Source organism: Clostridium coskatii (assembly GCF_001675205.1).
Lineage (GTDB): Bacteria > Bacillota > Clostridia > Clostridiales > Clostridiaceae > Clostridium_B > Clostridium_B ljungdahlii.
This window is the reverse complement of record NZ_LROR01000034.1, coordinates 25,858-51,503: the sequence shown is the minus strand read 5'-3', so window position 1 is coordinate 51,503 and position 25,646 is coordinate 25,858. Positions and strand designations below refer to the sequence as shown.

At 33.0% G+C, this 25,646-nt stretch carries 21 protein-coding genes and 1 pseudogene; 4 read left to right on the top strand and 18 right to left on the bottom strand.

What is annotated here, in order from left to right; genetic code table 11:
* Positions 1 to 128: 128 nt before the first annotated feature.
* Entirely contained in the window at positions 129 to 3,575 is a 3,447-nt protein-coding gene (locus CLCOS_RS04830; protein WP_192847893.1) for a pyruvate carboxylase, read from the bottom strand.
* A gap of 507 nt (positions 3,576 to 4,082) precedes the next feature.
* Complete coding sequence (tsaD, locus tag CLCOS_RS04825) at positions 4,083 to 5,108, bottom strand: tRNA (adenosine(37)-N6)-threonylcarbamoyltransferase complex transferase subunit TsaD (protein ID WP_063600859.1); 1,026 nt, start codon at positions 5,106 to 5,108, stop codon at positions 4,083 to 4,085.
* A 184-nt stretch (positions 5,109 to 5,292) separates the two neighbouring features.
* Between tsaD and CLCOS_RS04820 the strand changes: the two genes are divergently transcribed.
* The 4 genes from CLCOS_RS04820 to CLCOS_RS04805 all read left to right on the top strand — a co-directional run bounded on the left by CLCOS_RS04820 (position 5,293) and on the right by CLCOS_RS04805 (position 8,393).
* Entirely contained in the window at positions 5,293 to 6,000 is a 708-nt protein-coding gene (locus CLCOS_RS04820) for a lantibiotic protection ABC transporter ATP-binding protein (protein ID WP_063600858.1), read from the top strand.
* On the top strand, positions 5,969 to 6,757 hold the full coding sequence (locus CLCOS_RS04815) for a lantibiotic immunity ABC transporter MutE/EpiE family permease subunit (protein WP_242866905.1): 789 nt from the start codon (positions 5,969 to 5,971) through the stop codon (positions 6,755 to 6,757). The genes CLCOS_RS04820 and CLCOS_RS04815 overlap by 32 nt, the downstream gene beginning before the upstream one ends.
* The gene (locus CLCOS_RS04810; protein ID WP_013240347.1) at positions 6,758 to 7,519 is read left to right on the top strand and encodes a lantibiotic immunity ABC transporter MutG family permease subunit; all 762 of its coding nucleotides are present in this window, start codon (positions 6,758 to 6,760) and stop codon (positions 7,517 to 7,519) included.
* Positions 7,520 to 7,763: 244 nt separating this feature from the next.
* Positions 7,764 to 8,393, top strand: a complete 630-nt coding sequence (locus CLCOS_RS04805; protein ID WP_192847895.1) for a RusA family crossover junction endodeoxyribonuclease — start codon at positions 7,764 to 7,766, stop codon at positions 8,391 to 8,393.
* A 191-nt stretch (positions 8,394 to 8,584) separates the two neighbouring features.
* Here the strand turns inward: CLCOS_RS04805 and CLCOS_RS04800 are convergent, their stop codons facing one another.
* The 16 genes and pseudogenes from CLCOS_RS04800 to lpdA form a co-directional block, all read right to left on the bottom strand.
* A complete protein-coding gene (locus CLCOS_RS04800; RefSeq protein ID WP_063600856.1) occupies positions 8,585 to 9,169 on the bottom strand; it encodes a DUF1836 domain-containing protein in 585 nt (194 codons plus the stop codon).
* A gap of 321 nt (positions 9,170 to 9,490) precedes the next feature.
* On the bottom strand, positions 9,491 to 9,865 hold the full coding sequence (locus CLCOS_RS04795; RefSeq protein WP_013240350.1) for a DUF1667 domain-containing protein: 375 nt from the start codon (positions 9,863 to 9,865) through the stop codon (positions 9,491 to 9,493).
* A 1-nt stretch (position 9,866) separates the two neighbouring features.
* A complete protein-coding gene (locus CLCOS_RS04790) occupies positions 9,867 to 11,132 on the bottom strand; it encodes an NAD(P)/FAD-dependent oxidoreductase (protein WP_063600855.1) in 1,266 nt (421 codons plus the stop codon).
* Between the two features lie 274 nt (positions 11,133 to 11,406).
* Positions 11,407 to 12,831, bottom strand: a pseudogene (locus CLCOS_RS04785) (NAD(P)/FAD-dependent oxidoreductase); the annotation flags it as partial.
* A 200-nt stretch (positions 12,832 to 13,031) separates the two neighbouring features.
* The gene (locus CLCOS_RS04780) at positions 13,032 to 13,874 is read right to left on the bottom strand and encodes a formate/nitrite transporter family protein (RefSeq protein ID WP_013240353.1); all 843 of its coding nucleotides are present in this window, start codon (positions 13,872 to 13,874) and stop codon (positions 13,032 to 13,034) included.
* Between the two features lie 23 nt (positions 13,875 to 13,897).
* Positions 13,898 to 14,533 carry a DUF3786 domain-containing protein gene (locus CLCOS_RS04775; RefSeq protein WP_013240354.1) on the bottom strand — a complete coding sequence of 212 codons (636 nt, stop codon included), beginning with the start codon at positions 14,531 to 14,533 and terminating at the stop codon, positions 13,898 to 13,900.
* A 149-nt stretch (positions 14,534 to 14,682) separates the two neighbouring features.
* Positions 14,683 to 15,027 carry a hypothetical protein gene (locus CLCOS_RS04770; protein WP_063600854.1) on the bottom strand — a complete coding sequence of 115 codons (345 nt, stop codon included), beginning with the start codon at positions 15,025 to 15,027 and terminating at the stop codon, positions 14,683 to 14,685.
* 23 nt (positions 15,028 to 15,050) lie between these two features.
* A complete protein-coding gene (locus tag CLCOS_RS04765) occupies positions 15,051 to 15,245 on the bottom strand; it encodes a CooT family nickel-binding protein (protein WP_013240356.1) in 195 nt (64 codons plus the stop codon).
* Between the two features lie 168 nt (positions 15,246 to 15,413).
* Entirely contained in the window at positions 15,414 to 17,348 is a 1,935-nt protein-coding gene (gene acsV / locus CLCOS_RS04760) for a corrinoid activation/regeneration protein AcsV (RefSeq protein WP_063600853.1), read from the bottom strand.
* Between the two features lie 37 nt (positions 17,349 to 17,385).
* Positions 17,386 to 17,760: a glycine cleavage system protein GcvH gene (gene gcvH, locus CLCOS_RS04755; RefSeq protein WP_063554284.1), complete on the bottom strand. Its 375-nt coding sequence runs from the start codon at positions 17,758 to 17,760 to the stop codon at positions 17,386 to 17,388.
* A gap of 155 nt (positions 17,761 to 17,915) precedes the next feature.
* Complete coding sequence (gene acsB / locus CLCOS_RS04750) at positions 17,916 to 20,042, bottom strand: acetyl-CoA decarbonylase/synthase complex subunit alpha/beta (RefSeq protein WP_063600852.1); 2,127 nt, start codon at positions 20,040 to 20,042, stop codon at positions 17,916 to 17,918.
* Between the two features lie 32 nt (positions 20,043 to 20,074).
* Positions 20,075 to 20,860: a carbon monoxide dehydrogenase/acetyl-CoA synthase methytransferase subunit gene (gene acsE / locus CLCOS_RS04745; RefSeq protein ID WP_013240360.1), complete on the bottom strand. Its 786-nt coding sequence runs from the start codon at positions 20,858 to 20,860 to the stop codon at positions 20,075 to 20,077.
* 110 nt (positions 20,861 to 20,970) lie between these two features.
* The gene (gene acsC, locus CLCOS_RS04740) at positions 20,971 to 22,323 is read right to left on the bottom strand and encodes an acetyl-CoA decarbonylase/synthase complex subunit gamma (protein WP_063600851.1); all 1,353 of its coding nucleotides are present in this window, start codon (positions 22,321 to 22,323) and stop codon (positions 20,971 to 20,973) included.
* 38 nt (positions 22,324 to 22,361) lie between these two features.
* The gene (acsD, locus tag CLCOS_RS04735) at positions 22,362 to 23,306 is read right to left on the bottom strand and encodes an acetyl-CoA decarbonylase/synthase complex subunit delta (protein WP_013240362.1); all 945 of its coding nucleotides are present in this window, start codon (positions 23,304 to 23,306) and stop codon (positions 22,362 to 22,364) included.
* Positions 23,307 to 23,324: 18 nt separating this feature from the next.
* Positions 23,325 to 24,098 (bottom strand): AAA family ATPase, encoded by a 774-nt coding sequence (locus tag CLCOS_RS04730; protein WP_023162341.1) that lies wholly within the window; start codon positions 24,096 to 24,098, stop codon positions 23,325 to 23,327.
* 139 nt (positions 24,099 to 24,237) lie between these two features.
* Positions 24,238 to 25,620, bottom strand: coding sequence for a dihydrolipoyl dehydrogenase (lpdA, locus tag CLCOS_RS04725; protein WP_063600850.1), 1,383 nt, complete (start codon positions 25,618 to 25,620; stop codon positions 24,238 to 24,240).
* Positions 25,621 to 25,646: the final 26 nt, after the last annotated feature.

Sequence of the window (25,646 nt, the reverse complement as noted above, 5' to 3'; positions counted from 1 at the left end):
TTTACACCGCTAAATTGTCATTATTAATATATTCTAACATAACTGGTTAAGTTAGTGAAGTTAAGCTATAGAGTATTAAAAAACAAGGTACTATTAGAAACCCTAATAGTACCTTTAATAATATTTATCTATTTTAATCTAATTAAAAGTTCTCCAGTTTTAACTCTCTGGCCTTCTTTTACAAATACTCCATCAATTACCCCTGCTTCAGCAGCTGAAACATTTGTTTCCATTTTCATAGCCTCTATTACAATTAAGCTCTGGCCCTCTTCTACTTTATCTCCTGGTTTTACAAGTACTTTAACAATGTTTCCAGGTATACTTGATCCTATTTCTTTTTCATCATCTTCATCTGCCATAACACATGAATTTTCTTTTATTCCTGATCCGGAGAAAGCCAAGTTATCTTTTATCCTTATGTCTCTCTTAATACCATTTACCTCAAATACTAAGAATCTATATCCTTCATCATCAACTTTTGTAATCTCTAATAACTGTACAAATAAACTCTTTCCTTCTCCTATTTCAACTTCACAAAGTTCTCCTTCCGCAAGTCCATAGAAAAATGTTTCACTTTCCATTCTGCTAAGATCACCATATTCACTTAAGAATTTGAGATAACCTTCATATACATCAGGATACATAGCATAGCTTATAAGCTCTTTATTATTAAATTCTCTCTTATATTTTTTAGTTAAATACTCTTTTATTTTGGCAAAATCTTCTGGTGGTAAAAGTTCTCCTGGTCTTACCTTAAAAGGTTCTTCTCCCTTTAAAACTACTTTTTGAAGTTCTTCTGGAAATCCTCCCATAGGCTGACCCATCATTCCTTTGAAGAAAGAAATTGTAGAGTCTGGGAAAGCTAAATTTTTTCCTTTTTCATAAATGTTCTTTTCATCTAAATCATTTTGTATCATAAATATAGCCAGGTCTCCTACCATTTTTGAAGAAGGAGTTACTTTAATTATGTTGCCAAGCATTTTATTAACTCGCTTATACATTTCTTTTACATCTTCAAAACGATCTCCCAACCCAAAACTTTCAACCTGAGGTTTTAAGTTTGAATATTGGCCTCCTGGTATCTCATACTTGTATATTTCTGCAGTACTTGACTTAAGTCCCGACTCAAACTGACTATATATAGGTCTTACATCTTCCCAGTAGTTAGATATTTTTTGAAGATTATCTGCATCTAACTTAGTATCTCTATTTGTATTTTTAAGTGCTGCTGCTATTGAATTCAAAGCTGGCTGGCTAGTAAGCCCAGACATACTGTTGAATGCAGTATCAGCTATATCAAGTCCTGCATCGGCAGCCATAAGTACTGTTGCCACACCATTACCTGTAGTGTCATGAGTATGAAGATGTATTGGAATAGAGATTTCATTCTTAAGTGCTTTTACAAGTTTATAAGCAGAATATGGCTTTAATAGGGCAGACATATCCTTTATTCCAAGAATCTGTGCTCCAGTTTTCTCTATTTCTTTAGCTAAGTTTATATAGTACTGAAGGGTATATTTATCCTCTTTGTCATCTAATACATCTCCTGTATAGCACATACATGCTTCAGCTATTTTTCCTTCTTTTAATGTCTGATCTATAGCAACTTCCATTCCTTTGAGCCAGTTTAGAGAGTCAAATATTCTAAATACATCAATACCTGAAGTTGAAGATTGTTTTATAAATTCTCTAATAACGTTATCTGGATAGTTCTTATATCCTACTGCATTAGCTCCTCTTATGAGCATCTGGAATAGTATATTAGGAACCTTTTCTCTAAGTTTTTCAAGTCTTTCCCAAGGAGATTCATTTAAAAATCTATAGGCTACATCAAAAGTTGCTCCTCCCCACATTTCCATGGAGAAAAGATCGTTTGCTAATACCGATTGTGCTTTTGCTATCTTAAGCAAATCTCTAGTTCTCACCCTAGTTGCCATAAGTGACTGATGGGCATCTCTCATAGTAGTATCTGTAATAAGAAGCTTATCTTGTGACTTTATCCAGTCAACTAATCCATCTGCTCCTTTGGTATCAAGTATTTGCTTCGTCCCACTTAATTTAATATCTTCCTCTACTTTTGGTACAATAGGTATATTGAATTTCTTCTTCTTTCCACGAGTCTCATTTACTACTTTATTTCCTATAAATTTAAGTACACTCATCTCTTTATCTAGTTTTGGTTTTATATCAAATAAATCTGGATTATCTTCAATAAAATTAGTATCACATTCACCTTTTATAAACTTTTCATGACTTAATACTTTTATTATAAAGTCTGCATTTGTCTTTACTCCTGATATAACAGTCTCATTTATAGACCTTATTGCCTTTCTTATGGCATCTTCAAAAGTTCTTGACCAAGATACAGTTTTTACTAGCAAACTATCATAATGAGGACTTATTACTGCGCCTGTAAATCCATTTCCTCCATCAAGTCTTATGCCAAATCCAGAACCAGTTCTATACATATCTATTCTTCCTGTATCTGGTGCAAAATTATTTAAAGGATCTTCTGTAGTAATTCTGCATTGTATTGCATATCCTTTTAACTCTATATCATCTTGAGACTTTATTCCTATTTCCTTAGAATCAAGTGAATGTCCTTCTGCAATAAGTATTTGATCTTGAACTATATCTATTCCTGTAACCATTTCAGTTACGGTATGTTCTACCTGAATTCTAGTATTCATCTCTATGAAATAGTGATTTCCGTTTTTATCAACCAAAAACTCCAAGGTACCTGCACTTGTATATCCTACAGTTCTTGCAATTTTTAAAGCATCTTCGCATATTTGTTGTCTTTTCTCTTCTGAAAGGGCTAAAGATGGTGTAAATTCTATAACCTTTTGATGTCTCCTCTGTATTGAACAATCTCTTTCATACAGATGGACAATATTGCCGTACTTATCTCCAAGTACCTGCACCTCTATGTGTTTTGGACTTTCAATATATTTTTCAATATATATTTTTTCTGAACCAAAAGCTTTTCTGGATTCATTTTTAGCACTGTTGTAGGATTCTACGAGATCTTTTTCTTCCCTTACTATTCTCATTCCTCTGCCGCCACCGCCATCAGCTGCTTTAATCATAACAGGATATCCACAGAACTTAGCAAATTTTAAAGCTTCTTCTTCTGTCTTTATAGCCTCTTGAACTCCTGGTATTGTTGGAACTCCAGCCTTTTGTGCAACAATTTTAGACTTTATCTTATCGCCAAGCATCTCCATCATATCTGATGTAGGCCCTATAAATTCAATACCTGCTTCTTTACACTTTTTTGCCAATTCAGGATTTTCTGATAAAAATCCATAACCCGGATGTATTGCATCTACATTTTTCTTCAAAGCTATGTCTATTATTTCATCAATATCTAAATATGCTTCTACAGGTCCCTTATTTTTCCCTATCATATAGGATTCATCAGCTTTAGTTCTGAAAAGAGATCTCTTATCCTCATTTGAATATATTGCTACAGTAGTTATTCCCAATTCTTTACATGCTCTGAATATTCTTATGGCTATTTCTCCTCTATTCGCTACAAGAACCCTCTTAAACCTCTTTAACAAGTAATCCATCCCCTTTTATAAAAATTATATATTTTGTATAAATATTAATATTCATTAATATTTATTAATATTTACTATTAAATATCTGAGTCACATTACTATTATATATAAGTATCAAAATTATTTCAATTGAATTTTTATTTTTTTTGCCTTGCATAACAGTTTATTTTGAAAACCTTCTTGTATAGTGTGTGAATACTGTATGTATACGTTACAATGGAATTTGTTGTCTACAGTTTATAGTTTGGCAATATATATATTAATATGTTATTTGCAATTTTTCTTTATACAGAAAATCAATATCGATACCATTTATTATATATCGTGTAATGCATTTTGTAAATAGTATATTCTATATATTATTTATGCTACTCAATATATTGTGGTAAATTATTCAACATGATAGAGTTTCTAAACGAAAATAAACTTATACTCCGAATATTTTGGTAAGCCGCAAATACGGTTAAATATTCTTACGTATAAGTTTATTTTTAAGTTAGAAACTCTATAACTTATCTATCTTTCTCCTAGTTTTAAGTTTGGAATTGCATTTAAACTTAGAGGACTTCTAGTCCCTTTCATATACTCAAAATATGCAGCACTTCCTATCATAGCTCCGTTGTCCGTGCATAATATAATTTCTGGGAACAAGACTTCTATATTTTTTTCACAGCCTGCATTTTTTAAAGTTTCTCTAAGACAACTATTTGCAGCTACTCCTCCTGCTACAGCTATTTTATCTACATTTTTCAACTTGCATGCCTTCATGGCGTTATCTACTAAAAAGCTTACTACAGCCTTTTGAAACGATGCTGCTACATCAGCTCTATTTATGTCTTCATTTTTCATTTCCTTTTGATTTAAATAGTTTAACACAGCAGATTTTAAACCACTAAATGAAAAATCAAGGGAACTTTCATCGTGAAAATTTGCCCTAGGAAATTTAATTGCATCTGGATTTCCTTCTTTAGCTAACTTATCAATTTTAGGTCCTCCTGGATATCCAAGTCCAATAGCTCTTGCAACTTTATCATAGGCTTCTCCAGCTGCATCATCTCTAGTTTGACCCATAACCTCAAATTTTCCATAGTCCTTCATATAAACCAGATAAGTATGTCCTCCAGATACAACCATACATACAAAAGGCGGTTTTAAATCTTTATATTGTATAAAATTAGCACTTATATGACCTTCTATGTGATTTACTCCTACTAAAGGCTTATTAAGTGCATAAGCCAAGCCCTTTGCATATTGAAGACCTACAAGAAGTGCCCCTACAAGCCCTGGTCCATAAGTAACTCCTACGGCATCTATATCATCAAATGTAATACCAGCCTTTTCAATAGCCTGCTGTGCTACAAGACTTACAACCTCTATATGTTTCCTAGAAGCCACTTCTGGCACTACACCTCCAAATTTTGTATGTATATCTATCTGTGAAGATATTATATTAGACAAAACATTTCTTCCATTCACCACTACAGCTGCAGAAGTTTCATCACAGCTGCTCTCTATAGCAAGTATTTTTATATCTCTTTCCATAATTTCTTACCTTCCTACATTCCATATAAAGTTATTAAACGCATTCGTTTATCTACCATTGAATTATACTACTTATTCTTTTTATAGTATAGTAACATTGGAAAAAATTGCACCCTAGTGGTACATCTTTATAAAATCTTTATAATTATAAATTACTATGTAATCAAACAGGAGGATGATTACAATGAATGATTTAATTTTAGAGACTAAAGATCTCTGTAAAAATTTCAAGGGACAAATGGCAGTGAACAATATATCACTTAAAGTCAAAAAAAATTCTATTTATGGGCTTCTTGGACCAAATGGAGCAGGAAAATCTACAGCACTAAAAATGATCACTGGAATGCTGCGTAAAAGTAGTGGAGAAATCTTTTTTGAAGGCCATAATTGGAGCAGAAATGATTTGAAAAATGTGGGAGCGTTAATTGAAGGTGCACCCCTTTATGGAAATCTTACTGCAAAGGAAAATTTAAAAGTACGTACTACAGTTTTGGGACTACCTGATAAGAGAATTGATGAAGTTCTTGAAATAGTTGATTTGAAAAATACAGGTAAAAAAAGAGCACAGCAATTTTCTATGGGAATGAAGCAAAGGCTTGGAATTGCAATTGCTCTTTTAAACAATCCAAAGCTTTTAATTCTAGACGAACCCACTAATGGATTGGATCCTTTTGGTATACAGGAACTTCGTGAATTGATTCGATCTTTTCCGAAGCAGGGAATTACAGTGATATTGTCGAGTCACATACTAAGTGAAGTTGAACAGGTAGTTCAAGAAATTGGAATTATTTCAGGTGGAATTTTAGGATATCAGGGAGATATGAAAAAGGGAGAAGATCTTGAAAAATTGTTTATAGAAGTTGCTGGAAAATATAGAAGGAACGGTGAATAGTATGGAAGCTTATTTTAAATCAGAATATTTGAAGATAAAGCATACATTTATAGGAAAGCTCATTTTTCTGGCACCAATTTTTACAATACTTTGTACATTGGCACTAGAACCTACATATTTTCAAATAAACATGTATAACTGGTGGTACTCAATGCTGCTTCCAGGAATGGTATCTTTATTATGTACATTAGTTGCTGTCAAAGACAAGAAAATGAAAAACATGGCAGTCCTCTCACTTCCTGTAGATCTTAAAAAAGTATGGATATCCAAGATACTTGTGTGTATGCTTATGATTGTTATTGCTTCTATAATTCATTTATTTGGAGTTGTAGTAATTGGTAATGTTCTTCCTTTTCAAAATCCAGAAGGAAGAATTCCAATAACAAGCTCAGCATTAGGTAGTTTAGTTTTAATCATTACTTTTTTATGGCAGGTACCTCTTTGCTTGTTTCTCGGAAGTAAAGTTGGAATGTTTCCAACAATATTAATTAATATTGTTGCATATGAATTAGGGGCGGTAATATTTTCTCTAAAAAAAGTATTATGGTTAATACCATATGCAATTCCAGCTAGATTAATGTGTCCAATTGTGAAAATACTTCCAAATGGACTTCCAGCTGTTCCTGGAAGTAAAAGATTTGAACCTGAGTTATTATCACACAGTGTTATTTTACCTGGAATTATAATTACATTAGTTTTATTTGTAATACTTACAATTTTAACTGCAAAATGGTATGAAGGACAGGAGGCAAAATAAATGGGTAAGCTTTTTAAACTTATAAGATCAGATTTTCAGAAAATACATCATACTCCAATAATATGGATACACATTATAGTTCCAATACTAATTTCAACGCTATGTGTGGCATATTACACATCATCGCCTGCAACTGTAGACAATGTTTCAAAGGTAGGATTTTATATACAAGTCTTATCAGCAGGATTTCCGCTTATAATTGGAATTGTCTGTGCCATGGTTGTAGAACAGGAAGCTGATGCAGGAAATTTTCAGGAACTTTTGATGGCAAGGCATAAACTGCTTAAGTTTTTCAGCAAATTGTGTATGCTACTTCTTATGGGATTAGGTTCTTTAATTGTGGCTATTGGTATTTTAGGTTTGGGATTAGAATTTTTGGCTCATAAAAATGTATTTAGTGCAGTGTTTTATGGAAAGATGACTTTAATTTTATTGTTTTGTGAAATCTTTTTATACTTATTACATTTGTTGTGTAGTTTTAGGTTTGGAAGTGGAGCGTCTATAGGGCTTGGAATATCAGAAAGTTTAATTACTGCCCTTATGCTTACAGGACTTGGAGATGGAATTTGGAAATGGACTCCTTGCAGCTGGGGAGGTAGAATACCCGATTATTATATTAGTCTAAAAATTGATAATGGTAAGCATTTGTTTTTAATAAATGAATTTCATAATGGGATATATATTTGTTTAATTGCGACTATTTTGTTATTTTTAATAAGCTTTTTATGGTATAACTATTTTGAGGGAAGAAGTGAAAATTAAAAGGACGTAATAGTATTACAAATTTATTTATAAAGCTGCACGGAGGTTCAACGAAACTATCCCATTCTGAAGAACTTGGTGGTGCAAAGGTATTAATAAAAATACCTATAAATCATATTATTTAAAACTTAAGCACTTCATTGTACTTCATAATTATTTCCCGGGACTTAAAACTCATGCGTGTGATATAATATATGTATAATATTCACTGATATAAACTTAAATTACTGGAGAAATAAATATGATCAAACCTTATGCAAAAATTATAGTAAAAGGTTCTCCTATATCTAAGTCAAATTTTAAGCTGTTTAACGTAAATGGAAGAGCCATATTGCCCTATAATTCCGGGAAATATCACGACAGATATGCTCTGTACGAAGAAGAAATAGCTTATGAATGCAGGAGTCAAAATCCTGGACTAGTTATAGAAGAATCCCTTATAGCCCTTTTAAAAGTATACTATAAGAGTAAAAAAAGACACCCTGATACCAACAACATAACTAAAAGTATATTTGATGGTATTGAAAAAAGTGGACTCATAATAAATGATGCCCAGATTAGAAGATTAATCATAGAAGAACATTACGATCAGGATTATCCTAGATTTGAACTGGAGTTATTTGGTGAGAGTACCTATGACATGGACTACAATGTTTTTAAAAAGACTACCATGGATGAACCTATAAACTATTCACCTCCTCCAAATAGGAAAAGAAGTTTTAAAAACACTAAAAAAACATCAAGTTTCCATGAAGATCATGAACATCGCGTATGTGAAATTTGCCAAAAATCAGTAAGTAGTAGTGAACTAATATCTGCAAACAAAGGTACAGTCATGATTTGCAAAGATTGTTTTAATAAGCTATTTAAATAATTTTTTAAGATCTTATTGTACTTGTACATAAACAGAGTTCTTGGCATCAGATGGAGTTTTGACTCCACCTAATGCTTAGAAATCGTTATCCAGGGACATAACTGCTCTTTAACTCCCACTTAGAGAAGTGGAAGTATTAGAGCAGGTAGTCATCGGATAAATTTGCAAGTTTGCAAGTTTATGTACACAATTTATTTTCCAAAGAAATTATCTATTATACTTTCTGCCATTTTCTTTTCTATATTCGCCCTTACAATCAACATAACTACAACTGTTATAAGTTTATTTTCATCCTGTTCTAATTCTTCCCCATTACAATTAAAGGTATCATTCTCAGTAATTTTAGATTTAAAATCTTTTATAAAACTCTCCACTTGAATTTTTTCTATTTTTAAAAAATCCTGATATATCTTATCTAAATCTTTTGTATGATCTTCTCCTTCTTTTATGGATTTAGCTAGAGAGGAAAATAAGCTCTGTATATCACCTATGGATAAAATTTGTTTTAAGTAATATGTCAATATAATAAGTATCATATGCTGCTTAGAATATTTTTTCTTTTTAGGCGGCATTAGTATACCTGCTTTAGTATAATTGTTTATCATAGTTTTAGTAATAGCCGTATCTTCTTTATTTCTCTTTAAATATCCTAACTTTTCTTCAATAAAAGTAGTTACCTGATCCATATATAAATCTATATCTGGTATGCTTTCAAGTTTTAACTGTGTAAAGTTTCCAAGCTGATTTGTCAATTCATCTAATGTAGTTTTATCCATATTATACCTCCTAGCTTTATCCGATGGCTACCATCCGTAATACCCCCATCTTATTTGTATGAAACTCCTTCTCCTATTGTCGAAGGAGTAAGTGATTTGCACAAAATCATAGATTTTGGCTCTCTACTTAACTGGGGAATAACCGCTGCTACGCCCCTGGATAACGATTTCTAAGTTTCAGATGGAGAAAAAACTCCACCTGAAACCAAGAACTCTGTTTATCTCCGGTAAATTCTCAATATTATTATAACATATTCTTCTAAAATAATATTTATTTACTGTTATACTACTGTTTACTTGCTGTAGCAAAAAATAAGAAGGTTAGCTTCTCTTACTTCTTTTTACATTTTTCGTAGCTATAATATTTATTCCTGAATTTACTACATTTTCTACTATTATATCTCCTATTTTAATAGGTGCCTTAACTATTTTCCCCTTGAGCAGCTTTATACAATCAAATACCCTATCTTTAGGGATGTCCCTTTCTGTTTTAACTGGAAGTACATCTATTTCTCCGCCTTCTACATATACAGAAGAAGTAACTATCCTAGTAGGATTAGTACATTCCTTTTCTCCATACTCTTTTCCATTTTTACAGGTGTTTCCAGTAACTTCTACAACTTTATCCTTATTAATCTTAACTAAAAGCTGACATCCTATAGGACATCCTATACAAGTTAATTCTCTTGTACTCATACTACTGCTCCCTTTCCAGCTTTATTGTTATCTCCTTACAATTCGTATATTTATTCAGCAGCTCTTTACTAATCTTAACTGTTTCCATTTTTCCTGGAGTAAGTATCCTCTTTTTTATATACATTTCTCTTGTCTTATCAAAATAAACTGATATAAAACTATCTTCAAATACATCCCCTACTCTAAATCTAACATCTACTGATTTTTCTACATTTTTAGGATTTATATACTTTGGTACTGTATACCTGACACCACTAGCAGCTATAACTTCTATTTTATATCCACTAAATCTTTTCTCACCATTTACATATCTAGCTGCATTCTTACCTGCATTTATACTTTCTAATGCTACATTATCTACTAAATCATGAACATGCAATACATTTCCACAGGCAAATATTCCATCTACATTAGTCTCTAAACTTTCATCGACTATAGGTCCTCCTGTTACATCAGATAAATTTATTTCAGCTTTTCTCGAAAGTTCATTTTCTGGCAAAAGTCCAACAGATAAAAGCAAAGTATCACAAGGTATATATTCTTCAGTACCCTTGACAGGCTTTCTATCTTTACCTACTGCAGCAATAGTCACGCCTTCTACTCTTTCCTTTCCCTTTATGTCTATTACGGTATAGCTTAATTTCAGTGGAATTTCAAAATCATCAAGGCACTGCACTATATTTCTCTTAAGCCCGCTAGAATAAGGTAAAAGTTCCACAACTGCTTTTACCTTTGCCCCCTCAAGCGTCATTCTTCTTGCCATTATGAGACCTATATCACCAGAACCAAGTATTACAACTTCCTTTCCCGGCATATATCCTTCTACATTTACAAATTTTTGAGCTGCTCCTGCTGTATATATCCCAGCACATCTGCTTCCCGGTATATTTATGGCTCCTCTTGGTCTTTCCCTACATCCCATAGATAAAATTATAGATTTAGCCTTTATTTCAATTATACCTTCTTCTTCATTCACAGCCGTTATACACTTATCTTTATTTAAATCAAGCACCATAGTATTTAACTTATATTGTATTTTTAAATCTTCTACCTTATCTATAAATCTCTGAGCATATTCAGGTCCTGTCAATTCTTCTTTAAAAGTATGGAGACCAAATCCATTATGAATACACTGATTTAATATTCCCCCTAGCTCATTTTCTCTCTCTAGTATAAGTATATTATTTATCCCTGCTTCTTTAACTGATATAGCAGCTGCAAGCCCTGCAGGTCCGCCTCCTATTATTACTACATCATATTCTTGCATATTTTAAACCTCCAAATCATCCTAATTTATCCGATGACTACTTGCTCTAATACTCCCACTTCTTCAAGTGGGAATAAAGAGCAACTACGTCTCTGGATAACAATTTCCCCTAAAGGATAACGCCTTCTAAGTGCTGAAGCACTAAGAATCCTGTTAATAATCATCAGGTGGAGTTAAAACTCCATCTGATGCCAAGAACTCTGTTTATCTGATGGCTACCCGCTGCCCATCCATAACTCTCCCATCGCACACAGTGAAAGCGATTCTCTCCTTCTTTATCTTTCCCTACTAATATATTTGAATGATTTCCAAACTTAGTTACTTCTTGTGGTGAGATTTTCAATTCTCTTGCCAAAATCTCAACTACTCTCGGTGAGCAAAATCCTGACTGACATCTTCCCATACCTGACCTAGTTCTCTTTTTCACAGCATCCATTGTTCTTGCACCAAGAGGTCTCCTTATGGCATCTAATATTTCTCCTTCTGTAACAGTTTCGCATCTACATATAATTTTACCATACTTTGGGTTACTGGCAATCATACGTTTTCTCTCTTCATTCGTCATTTCTCTAAATTTAGGTATTCCTTTTCTTATAGGGTTAAACTTATCGTTCTTTTCCGGTTTTAACTTACTAACTACAATATCTCTAACCATTTCTGCTATAGCAGGAGAACTGGTTAAACCAGGTGATTCAATACCTGCTGCATTTATAAAATTCTCCGCATCCTCTGCTTCTCCAATTATAAAGTCTCCTTCTACATTATGTGCCCTAAGCCCAGAAAAAGAAGTTATAATCTGTTTCATTTGTAGCTTATTTACACTTAAAGCTGCCTTAGAAATTACAAAATCTATCCCTCTACTTGTAGTAGTTAAGTCTGTTTTATCTTCTATATCTTCTGCATCAGGCCCTATAAGCAAATTTCCATCTACTGTAGGAGTAACTAAAACTCCTTTTCCCTTCTTAGTAGGTAATTGAAATATAGTCATTGAAACTGTATGTTCTGCTGTCTTATCAAATAAACAATATTCCCCTTTTCTTGGAACTATTTTAATTTTCCTAGCACTTATCATATTATTAATTTCATCTGAAAACAATCCTGCTGCGTTTATTATAAGTTTCGTTTCTATATTTTCTCTATTTGTTTCTATTATATAAAATCCCTTACTCTCTTTTAAAGATATTACTCTTGTATTTAATTTAAATTTCACTCCATTTACAGCTGCATTTTCAGCCAGTGCTATGGTCATTTCATAAGGACAAACTATTCCTCCCGTTGGAGCATATAGTGCAGCAACTACATTTTTTGATATGTTGGGTTCTACTTCTCTTACTTTATCCCCACCTATTATTTCAAGATCAGTAACTCCATTTTCAATTCCCTGCTGTTTTAATTTCTCCAGATTTTTCACCTCAGACTTATTAAAGCAAAGCACTAATGAACCAACCTTTTTAAATGTGAAATCTAATTCTTTAGAGAGGTTATCAAACATACTATTCCCAATCACATTTAGTTTACTTTTTAACGTATTTGGATCTGCATCAAACCCTGCATGAACTATACCACTATTTGCTTTGCTAGTACCATTTCCCACGTCAGAATCTTTTTCTACAACACATATATTAAGTTTATATCTACATAACTCTCTTGCTATAGCATTTCCAACAACTCCAGCTCCTATAATAGTAACATCAAACACCGAATATTCCTCCTTATGTAATAGTAAAAAATAAAAAGAGCCAAACTTAAGGCACCAATTAAATGTCTTAAAATTTTGGCTCTCTTTATTATTCTGTCATAACCATATTTCTTAATATTAGCTTAAGTTTAACATATGATATCACACTATTCAAGAATAAAGAATGATAATTAAATAACAATTGAGGGTATAAAAATGCCTTATTTACATACGCTTTCCTTTGGTTTAGAAGATTTATATTTATAAACAACAAAATATGCTAATCCAACAAATATTGATCCTCCAACTATATTACCTAAAGTTACAGGTATTAAATTATGAACTATTCCAGCTGCAGATACTATTTTATCCTGTGAAATTCCTGATGCTGCTACAAATGAAGGATTGGATTTTGCAAAAAGCCCAGCTGTTAAAAAATACATATTGGCAACACTATGCTCAAATCCACAAGTCACAAAAGTCATTATAGGAAACCATATTATTACAATTTTACTTATTATATCTTTAGCTGCAAAAGCACCCCACACTGCAAGACATACTAAAAAATTACACATTATTCCACTGCAGAAAGCAGTGCCAAAAGAAAGTGATGCTTTAGTTGAAGCTACCTTTATAACCGTTCCACCAAGCTTTCCACTACTCATTCCAAAAGTCCCCGATTCAAATACCAAAAAAGCTACAATAACTGATCCTATAAAATTAAATATGTAAACTACTATCCAATTTTTAATCATAGGCTTAAGGGTTACTTCCTTGCCAACTAATGGTACAACCATAAGACAATTCCCTGTAAAAAGCTCTGCTCCACATATAACCACTAATATAAGTCCTACCGGGAAAACAGCTCCCCCTACAAACTTTGAAACTCCAACATTTGTTATACCATGAGATGCAACGGCAGAAACAACACCACCACATGCAATAAACGCCCCCGCGAGTATTCCAAGTACTGCTTGTTGGTAAGTCTTTAATGCTGCCTTAGAACAACCCGCTCCTACAGCAGCATTACATATTTCATTTGGCTTTAACATATTATTTTCCATTTCGAGACCCCCATCTCTTATTTCTATTTCTTATATGCTAAATTTGTTATAATTCCTATAGATGTGTCTCCTACCACAGCTAAATCTTCAGCCGTAAAATAAAATGGCACATTACTATTGAATAATATCTGGGACGAAGGTGCAAATTCTTCATCACCTTCCCATAATGCAAAAATAACATATATGTTGTTTAAAAATCTAAATTTATAAGCAGCATCCCCCATGCTTACTTCTTGAGCTCCTAGACTTTCAAACACTTCTTTAAATTTGTTTATATTGTTCCCAAAGGTTTTAGATAATCTTAATAGACATCTCCCATAAAAATTATTATAATACACATTTCCGCCATCCACTTCTCTATAGGTTATATATTTATCAGAAGGTGCTAATCCTTTGCCCTGCATCAGATATCTCAAAATTAAAGTTCTAGGAGGATATTTTTCCATTTCAGAACCATCCTCATTAAGAACCTCACCGGAAGGATATTTTACTATTACATTTTTCCCCATCAATTTTACTTCTATTTCTCCTCTGGATTCATTGTATACGCACCCTGTATTTTTTGCCATTTCTTCAGGTTTAAAATTCTTAAATACACTTTTATAGTGATCATAGGGTATTTCATCCTTTGGTTTTTTGTCTATACCATTCTTGTACATCTATTACATCCCTCCAAAACAAATAGCATTATTATTTTTTTAATTTTCTAATAATTATATAATCTCCTCATAGATGGTATATATGGCTAAACAACTTCAATCCTATATCTTTCTATAAAATTGAAGTTGTTTAACAAACTTAATCTAAGCTATTCCATATGCTTTTCCGCTTCTTCCAACATATTGTCAGCTTGCTTCATAAAGTCGATTGCCTTTTCAATAAATTGTGAAGTTTCTACTTTTCCCATATTTTTTGCTTTCTCTACCCATTCTGCAAATCCTTCTTCATGGGACTTATTATGCTCCACCCAATGACTTAAAAGTATCTTTAATGTTTTTTCTTCCTTACTTTCATCTCCATCTAACATTTCATGTGTATGATGGCGATCATCATCGTGAACATGTGTATGAGTATGAGCTATACCATCATGATAATGTTCATGAGTATGAGGTGTATTGTCATGATGATGGTGGCATTCATGTTCGTTGTTCATTATAGTACCTCCTTATACAATAGCTACATTGCTTTTTCTATTACAATCTTATGCTCCAAAAGTCTTACTTCCTTTAACATTCCTTCTATTATCTCTTCTTCTCCTAAAATGTCTGTCAATGACAACTTACCATTTTCTTTCGGAACTATATCCACTACATAATCCATAATTTTACGTTCACCTTCAGGTGTTACCAAATAAGCTGTTGATTCACACATTTTCAATTACCTCCTCTTAAATTTTACACATAAACAGGGTACCAATTCTGATATCAGAATAAATGTTTACCCTAAGTTAAAAATTAACTTTCAATTTAAGTATACTCCTTTTACTATGTTATTAAAATAACATAACGATAAAATGGCAACATACCAATTTCAATATGACTAAAGAGATTTTTCTAAAAGCTTCTTAACAGTAGGAAATTTTTCTATATCCGTGTGTGGTAAAAAACAAGCTGATACAAACTGATCCATATATAATGGATCTACACTAAGTTCTACATAGGTCATATGATTTGCTATTTCCTCCAACTTGTGCCTTGCATCCTCACTCATCAGTGTCAAATAGCATCCCATAAGAGAACTATTACCTATATAATTTATTTTATCTTGGTCTATATCAGGCAGCATTCCTATCTTTACAGCATTACCTATATTTAAACTATTTCCTATACCTCCTGCTATATAGATTTTATCTATCATGGTAAAATCCATCCCCAGGTTATTTAAAAGTGTAGTAATTCCAGAATAAATTGCTGCTTTTGCCCTGATAAAATTGTCTATATCCACATCTGTTATACTTACATCTCTATCCAAATCATATTGTTCTTTAAAAACTAAAATATATTCCCCAATTCCATTTTCATCAAATCTAATCCTATTAGTTTTTAAATTTTTTACTATTTTGCCCTTCCTATCAATAATTCCTGCAAACATCATTGAACATATTAAATCTATAATACCTGAGCCACATATTCCAAGAGGCTTTTCATTGCCAATAACGCTAATTATAGGTTCATAGTCGCTGCCTATTTTAACCTTTTCTATGGCGCCTCCTGATGCCCTCATTCCGCAACTTATTTCACCACCTTCAAAGGCAGGTCCTGCAGAACAAGCACAGGTCATCAGATATTCTTTATTTCCAAATACAATCTCACCATTTGTTCCTAAATCTATAAATAGTATATTATCTTCAGTATTCCACATTCCCGAAGACAATACACCTGCAGTTATATCTCCCCCTACATAACTTGCTACACAAGGGATTAAATATATAAATGTTTCAGGGTTAACTTCTATATTTAGCTCGGAAGCTTTTATAAAAGGAGTCTTAACAAAAGCAGGTATATATGGCTCCATTCTTAAAAAATTTGAATACAACCCCAAAAAAAGATGAGACATAGTTGTATTACCAGCCGTAACAAAGGATACCACTTGTTCCTTTCTTATTCCTGAATCCATATACATCTTATTTAAGAGGGGATTTATAGTTTCCTGTATCACTGCGTGATTCAATTCCTGTAGTCCGTTACCTTTAGTAGAATACATTATTCTGTTTATAACATCTGCTCCATACTTTATTTGAGCATTTCCAGATGAGGCTTTTGCAATTAATTCACCATTGTATAAATCCACCAAACACGCTGCCACAGATGTAGTGCCAATATCCACTGCCACTCCATAAATCTTATCTGTCGTATCCCCTTTTTCTATATCAATAATTGTAGTTTTACCTACTCCTCTAGGTATATGAGTTATAGTTACTTTAAAATCTGCCTCTCTCAAAAGCTGAGGTATCTTCCTCAATATGGGTAATCTACAAAATACATTATTACAATTTAAATGATTTTTAATATGTCTTTTTAATCTTTCAAAATCAGATATATTATCATTTAAATTAGGAAGATCTAACTCTAAATAGTCCTTCCTTACATAAGTTTTAAATTCCATACCACATTTTAGTATTTGATTTTTAGCTCTTTCAAATATTTCATACTCTCTCTTGCTTGAGAAATCTTCTATTTTCATTCCATGCATTGAAGAGGAGGCAGTCCCTGGTATTTCTACTGATATATCTTCTTTAACCTCACACTGACAGGCAAGCACATATCCTTCCTTTTTTTCTTTTTCCGTAATATGTCTGCTATCTTCTGATATAACATTTCCAGCTGTTATCTTAACTTTACATTTTCCACAGGACCCACTTCCATTACATGGAGTGTCTATAAATACACCTGCTTTTCTTATAGCCTCCAGCAGATTTTCTCCTTCTAAAACATCTATTTCTTTGTTGTATGAAGTAAATTTAACTTTTACCATATTTTGTGAATGCCTCCTTGTGAAAAGTAACCTTTGTTTATTTCAAACCTGCTTCGTATTCAGAAGCATCTACTAAGTTTTTAACTTCTCCACTGTCTTTTACTTTTATTTTTACTATCCATGCATCATAAGCATTCTCATTTATATATTCTGGTTCATCATCTAGTTTTTCATTAATTTCCAATACTTCTCCAGATAATGGAGATATTACATCTGAAGCCTTTTTAGATGATTCAACAACTCCAAGAGAAACTCCTTGAGTAATTTCATCTCCTACATCTGGCATTTCTACAAATAATATCTCTCCAAGTTGATCCTGTGCAAAATCACTTATGCCTATAAGTGCTGTGTCTCCTTCAATCTTTGCCCATGTGTGTTCTTTGCTATACTTTAATTCTTTTGGAAAATCCATAAATAACACTCCTTTATAAATTAAATTTTTATAATTGGATGAGTAAAGGGTTTATACAAAATTTCAGACTTATACTCTCAACTTAATGATTCATTAATTAAAACAATAGTGACAGCTGCTCCTGTCACTATCATTTAAGTACTTAAAAAATTTTACTACATTATTGGATCCATCTTTAATGCAGGATGGCCTTTTTCTTCCAAGAATTTTACTACGTCTTCAGATTCTGTAGCTATAGTTTCATCACAGATCATATCTGCAAAATTATCTATATTATATAATTCCTTTGCTGTCTTATTTAATTTTTCTGCAACAAAGTCTTTTAATTCTTTTGGCATCCAAACTATTCTACCAAGTCCGCCTTCACCTTTCATAAACTTCTTTGAAGCTATGAATTGTCTTCCATGTCCCATAAATCCTGGAGTCTGAACTCCACCACCTGTCATAGATGCAAGTTCACCAAATGTCATTCCAAGAGGAGTTGTTGCACCAAATTCTCTGTTTACCATTACAACACCATTTGCTTCTGGCATTATACCTGTAATACACTCAAAACATCCACAGGAAGTCATTGGATCTTGTAATATACTGTATAATGTAACACTAGTTACAGCACCTTGAGAAATTTTTGAAACAGTTTCATTTACTTTTTCCCAAATACCTAAATTTTCATCAACCACACCTTCTTTTGGAACTGCCTGGCATGGTCCTGTTGGATTTAATTCAAGTGTAGCTTTAGCATCAAGCCATGAAACTGCACCGCAAAGTCCAAGTCTTTCAGGAGTTACTATACATACATGTGCAGGTGCAAATGATTGACACAAATTACATGAATAGAAAGTATCAACTTTTTCATCAACTAATGATTCAAGTCTTGCATCTCTTTCTTTATATCTTGGTACAGCATATTTGCCTTCCAATTCTTCAGTCTTATCTGGATCAGTTATTATAGTTACTTCACATTTATCTACAACTGAACCAAATTCATCTAACATTTTAGCGTATATTACTTCACCAAAATGTTTCAATCTAAATCCTTTTTCAAAAGCTTCCTTACCTATTCTTACCCAAGTAAGATTTCTCTGACCAACATGCATTACTCCTTCTATATAGTTTAAGAAGTAGTGAAGTCTTCTTTCAAGCACTGGCTCAAAATCCTTCTGCATATTTGTTCCACTTACTTTAATAAGCATTCCAAGAGGCATTCTTCCAGGAGCTTTATCTATAGTATCTATATCTGGTCCTATAACCTCTATCTTGTGATCTTCAACTTCTCCCTGATCTGCACACATAACTAATTCCCAAGCTTTAGTCTTATTTCCACCAAACTCTGCAAGCATATCATTCTTTCTTATTCTTTCACCTTCAAATGCTGCTGCAAAGGAAACTGGAATTGGAATCTCAGTTATCTTTATCTTTATATTTCTAGCTTCTAATGAAGTTTTAACCATTTTATCATAATCTTTTTGAGTTAACAACAATGTAGGAACTTCTGGTACGTCCTGATCAGTTAATACAGGGAATCCAAGTGCTATAGCTCCTGCACCAGCTGAAACTACAAGTTCGCTTAATGGTCCGAATGCATTTACAAAAGCAGGTACTCTTTCTGCTGTATATTTCAATATGTCATTTAACTGACCACCCTTAATTCCTCCGAATATAAGTGCAGCTCTTATAGCTACAGTTACAACATGAATTACAGATGTAACATCATATCCAAGTGGAATAACTCTGAGGTCAAGTCCCATCTTAACTTTTCCTTCTATTGCCTGGTCAATTACTTTTCCAACTAAGCATGTTAAAAGACCTTTTGATTGATAATCCTTTATAATTTTAGCTGCAGTCTCTGCATCTGGACATTCTCCTAATATAACTGCTACACCTGGTATATCTCCAGTAACAAGTGGTACACCAAGAGAACGAATTATTGGGTCAGATATAAATCCTACACATGGTTCTGCATAAGGAGCATCGGAAAGAACATACTTTGCAGCTTCTATAATTTCTGCTGCAACAGCTGTTGCAAGTCCTGAATTTAAAAGTTTATCAAGCATTTCCTCCTCAACTATCAAACTTCTTACTATATCTAATGCACCTTCTAATTCTCCTACATTAGTTATCTTTTTTCCTGTAGCTGCAAAAATTACTGGTAATGAATATGCAGTATCAGGAAATGCTACTTTATAATCTCTACCCTTCTCGTCAACAGCTTGCTTAACTATGCCTTCAGCAGCTGCTAAAGCCTGCTTTGAACCAGTGAATACAGTTTGAAATAAATTCATTTTTAGCCCCTCCTAATTTAAAATATTATATATTATAACTCTAAGTAAGAATCTGCATATAAAACAGCACCATTTACAACATCACAAGTCTTTATTGTCTCCATTAATCTCTTATCACATGGATTCATTATTGCAGAAGTAAGACCACATTGTATTGCCATAGCTGCAAAAGTTGCATCCATTATTGGTCTTATTTCCTTAGGTGCTCCATTTGAAACATTGCTTAATCCACAGCAAGTTCTAAGACCCATATCACTTATTAATTTAATAGCCTCTAATACTTCTTTTTGTTTATCCTGCATACCTTTTATTACTAAGAATAATGGATCAAACAGTAAATCTGTAGGCTCCATTCCAAGACCCATACCTTTTTCAAGCATTTCTGTACAATATGCTATTCTTTCATCATTGTCTTTTGTTATTCCTTCTTTTGCACAAAGTGCTATGCTCATAGCATCATATTCTGCAGCTAAATCTATATTTCCAATTCTTTCTCCTGCATCTGCAGAATTTATGATAGGTTTTCCTTTTTCTCTATTGTAAACTTTAAGTCCTGCCTCTATAGCCTTCTTGTTTGTTGTATCAAGTGCTAGTGGAACATTGTCAAATTCACTTTGAAGAGCTTTAACGCCCCACTGCATTATTTCTTCTCCATCTTTTCTTGCTGGTCCTATATTAAAATCTAGATAATTAGCTCCTGCATCCAATTGTTCTTTTGCTCTTTTGAATATTGGTTCAGGATTTCTCTCCTCAATAGCCTTCCTTATAGATGGAGATATGCAGTGAATTCTTTCGCCTATGATCATAAATTTATCCATGTTCAGATGACCTCCTATTTACCTTAATCTTTATAAACTAGTATTAATTTATATTGTCAGGCAATAATTAAAAATTTTTAATCATTGCCTATTTTTTACTTAAATAATTCTTACTTAGCAGTTAACTCTTTTAATAACTTAGGAATAAACATAGCTTCTGTACTACTAATTACTATATTCCAGTCTGGAAGAAGTTCCTCTAATTCGCCTTTCAAAACTGCAACCTTTCCTGGGATTAAAAGAGTTCTGTTCTTAGTCTTCTCTGCTATTCCACATTTCTTTATTTCATCAGCTATTGCAGCGCCAGTAAATTTACCTGCAGCCCAAGATGTAAGAACAGAATATCCGCCTGCATCTGGTATAACCATCCATACTGGAACTTTAGATCTTTCAACTTCTCCTGAAACTAGGAAGTAAGTAAGAGCAAAGTCAACAGTACATAATACTGGTGAGTTTTCATCTGGGTTGTTAATTCCATGTATACCCAAATCAACTGTCATTGGTTTTTGTGGATCTGTAAATACATTCTGTCTTATACTATAAAGAGGAAGTGCTCTTGAATAATCCATATCACTTAAAACAAGTAATGAACCATATTTCAAAGTAAATAATGTAGATAAAGCTACTTCCATAAATTTGTCAGCTTTAGTAAGTTCATCTAGGAATATTATAGAAGGATATCCAAAAGTTCTATCCTGACCTTCAATATTTATTCTTCTAATTTGAACTGTATTTTCAAAAGCTTCTTTAATGGATTTTCCACCTGGATCAAGTACTAAGTTCTTATATCCTAATTTTTGTATTTCTTCTACTAAACCATAAAGAGCTTCCAATCCGTCTGCCTTTACACCTAAAGCTAATTTATCTCCTTTTACAAGTTCAACCATTTCTTTAAAATTATCTTTATTAGCTCCATAAACTAATGGATTTTCATCTTTAACTAGTGGAAGAGCTTCTTTCATTACTGCTACATCTTCACAAACTAGGGCATAAGCTACTTTTACTCCACTTGTTTTTATTTTGTTTATTAAAGCAAGATATTTGTCCTTATTTCCTGCATATTTTATTGCAGCAAATTCGGTTTTCATTTGTTCACCGATTCTAACATAATCTACATCTTTTATATGTTGGATCTTAGCATCTACTTCTGCATCATCCATACTATCGGAAAATGCAACTGCAAATCTATTTCTATTTACAAAAGTTTTTTCATGACGGAATAAAACAGTTTCTCCTCCTAATTTATATTCATTATCTCCCTTACCAATAGTTATTGTCTTCATAATTGGTGCAGTAGCTTCAGCTAATTTTTCCATTGCCTCGTCACTCATATGAGGACATTTTCCTATTTCCACAGCTCCTGCTGCTACTTTCATTGAAAAAGCTAGACAAGTAGGAAAACCACAATCCTTACAATTCTTTTTTGGTGTTAATTTAAATATATTTAATCCTGTTAAAGCCATTTTTAATCCTCCTTATTTAATCCCAGTATAAATTTTAATTAACCTAATAATTCCTTAATAAAGTTTCTAATTACTTCTACAGATTTTGGATGACGTAATATTACAGCATCTGTTCCTGATGCTAATACTCCAGATGCTGTTGCAACTTCCATGGAAACTGTTCTGTCTTCCTGGCTTCCCCATTGTGGTGAATCTTCTTCTGAATCCATTGCTTCCTTTACTTTGCAAGCTTCGAAAGAAACAGGGCTTATTATAGGAACTTGAAGAGTTTTATCATCTTGACCAAGTGCTGCAAGTTTTACTCTGTCTAAAGTTGATATAACATATTCATAACCATATCCACCTGCTGCACATCCTACGTTGTCAACAAACTTTGTATTGTCTATTCCAAGTTGATTCATTAAAATATTTATTTGTTTTGCAAGGTTTATATCAACTGAAGATTCAGCTACAACTTTGTCATTATAAGCCATTACACCTGCAGCTCCTACTGACTTATAGTTATCTTCTACTGCAGACATTAAAAGTATATTGTGTCCTTCAGTTTCCTGAGCAACTTTTTCAAATAATTTTGCATCTTTTTCATGATTTCCTGTACCTGCAACTACTAATGGAGTTTTTATAGCTTCAACTACTGCTTTAGCTGTTTTAGCACAATCTTCTGGTGCAGCATCTGTACCGTTTGGATCAGCACTTATAAGTCTTAGGCATATAAAATCTGGACTATATTTTTCTTCTACAAATTGTGCCCATTTAACAGGGTCTTTTGCAACATCCTTGTATATATCTTTTAAAGGATCTATCCAATCTTCTGGATATACATCTAAAATTTCCATACCTACTTTTGGGGTATTTCCTGTATCTCCATCAAAAGTATAAAATGGTAATACTGACTCTCCTCCTAATTTTAATGCTTTTTCTCCTGTTCCAATTTCAACTTCACCAATTTTGCCTGAAAATTTTTGTGTTGGTTTTTTGAACATAATGTATGCCTCCTTAATTTAATTTTCAAATTGAATTTTTGATAGTATTTCATTCAATGCTTTTCTGCATGAAGAATCCTCTGGCAGCTCTACTAATGCTTTTCCATCTGAATCAAATTGATAGACCATTTGGTCCATCGGCACAACTCCTACTAAATCCAGTTCTTGCTTTTTTATTTCTTCTTTTATTCCTGAATTCAATTTACCTTCTGGAGCTCTATTTACGATAAGAAAGATTTGGCCAACTGTTAACTTTAATTCAGCAACCAACTGTTTTATTCTTCCAACAGCCTGTATACCTCTTCTGGAGCAATCACTTATCAAAAATAGAGTATCAATAGGATCTATAAGTTTTCTACTTAAGTGTTCCATTCCCGCTTCATTATCAACTACTATGTAATCATAATTACCAGAAAGTGAATCCACTTGTGCTTTAAGTATTCCATTAACATAACAATAACATCCTGGCCCCTGGGATCTTCCCATAACAATAAGGTCATAACCGTCTCCTTCAGTTACTGATGCATTTAATTTATACTTTAAATAATCTGCTTTCATCATACCTCCAGGAAAATTATCCCCTGCAAGTGATTTTTTATTTACATCTTCTTTTATTTGTCCAATAGTCTCTTCAATTTCTGTTCCAAGTACTTCATTTAAATTAGCATTTGCATCAGCATCTACTGCTAAAATAGGTCCTGAACCTTTTTTTATTAAATAATCTATTAAAAGACCTGTCAAAGTAGTTTTACCGGTACCACCCTTACCTGCTACAGCTATTTTATATCCCATAGTACAACCTCCTTTATATTGCTGTGTTTCAGATTACTTATAAAAAGCCTATTATAAATTTTATGCCTCTTATGTAGAAAACATCTTTAATTATATATTATATGTATAGGGCACGATAGCCCTATACACATTAAACAATTTAATCAACAGAATGAACACATTGTTTGTGTACATCATGAAGAGCTTCCATCATTGCCTCAGATAAAGTTGGATGTGGATGAATAACTTCACCAACTCGTTCTGCTGTTAAACCAAGCTCACAAGCAACACCTAGTTCAGAAATCATATCTGTTGCTCTATCACCTACAATAGCAGCTCCAATTATTACGTCCTTTTCGTCTGTAATAATCTTTACAAATCCTTGTAATTTACCCATAGCTTGAGCTTTTCCAAGCCCCCTAAAGTCAAATTTTCCAACCTTGTACTGGATTCCTGCTTTTTCAGCATCTTTCTCTTTCATACCTACAGAAGCTATTTCTGGTTCTACAAACGTACAACCAGGTACTGCTTTGTAACTCATCTTCTTCTTTTTATCTAAAACTGCATTTTGAACAGCTACAATACCTTCTCTTTCAGCTACATGTGCAAGAGCAGCAGTAGGAATTAAATCACCTATTGCATAAACTCCCTCTACATTAGTTTCTAAATATTCATTTACAATTATTCTTCCTTTTTGATCTTTTTCAATACCTATATCATCCAAACCTAAACCTTCAGCATAAGCTCTTCTTCCAACTGCTATGAGAAGTGTTTCAGCTTCCAAAACTTTTCCGCTTCCCAATGTAGCAGTTACCGTATCACCTTTAACTTCTACACTAGTTATACCATCACCAACAAAGTATTTAATCTTATTTTGTTTGAAAATTCTCTGAAGTTGTTTTGCAACATCTTCATCTTCAAGTGGTGCAAGATGCGGAAGAGCTTCAACTACCTTAACTTCTACTCCCATACTATTTAAGAAGAATCCTATTTCACATCCTATAGGACCTCCACCAACTAGTATCATTGACTTTGGAAGTTTCTCTAAATTCAAAACTTCATCTGAAGTTATAACCTTTTTACCATCATACTTGAATACTCCAGGTGTAACAGGTACAGAACCAGTAGCAAGTATAATTTTATCTGCCGTTATGGATTCTTTAGATCCATCCTGCTTTGTAACCTCTACCTCTTTATTGCTTATAAGTTTTCCTGTTCCCCTTATAAGCTTTACCCCTCTATGTTCAAACATATATTCTATACCTTTTACAAGTTGATCTACTACTTTATCTTTTCTCTTCATAATTGCATCAAAATCAGGTTTTGCTTCACCTTCAACATTAATTCCAAATTTTGATGCTCCTTTTATTACACTTAAAACATCTGTGGAAGCAAGCAGTGCTTTTGTAGGTATACATCCTACATTTAAGCAAGTTCCTCCTACAGCTTTCTTCTCAACTACAGTAACATCTGCTCCTAAAATTGCAGCTTGCAATGCAGCTACATATCCTCCTGGTCCTCCACCAATTACAACTAATTTCATTCCTAATCGCCCCTTATTTTTTAATC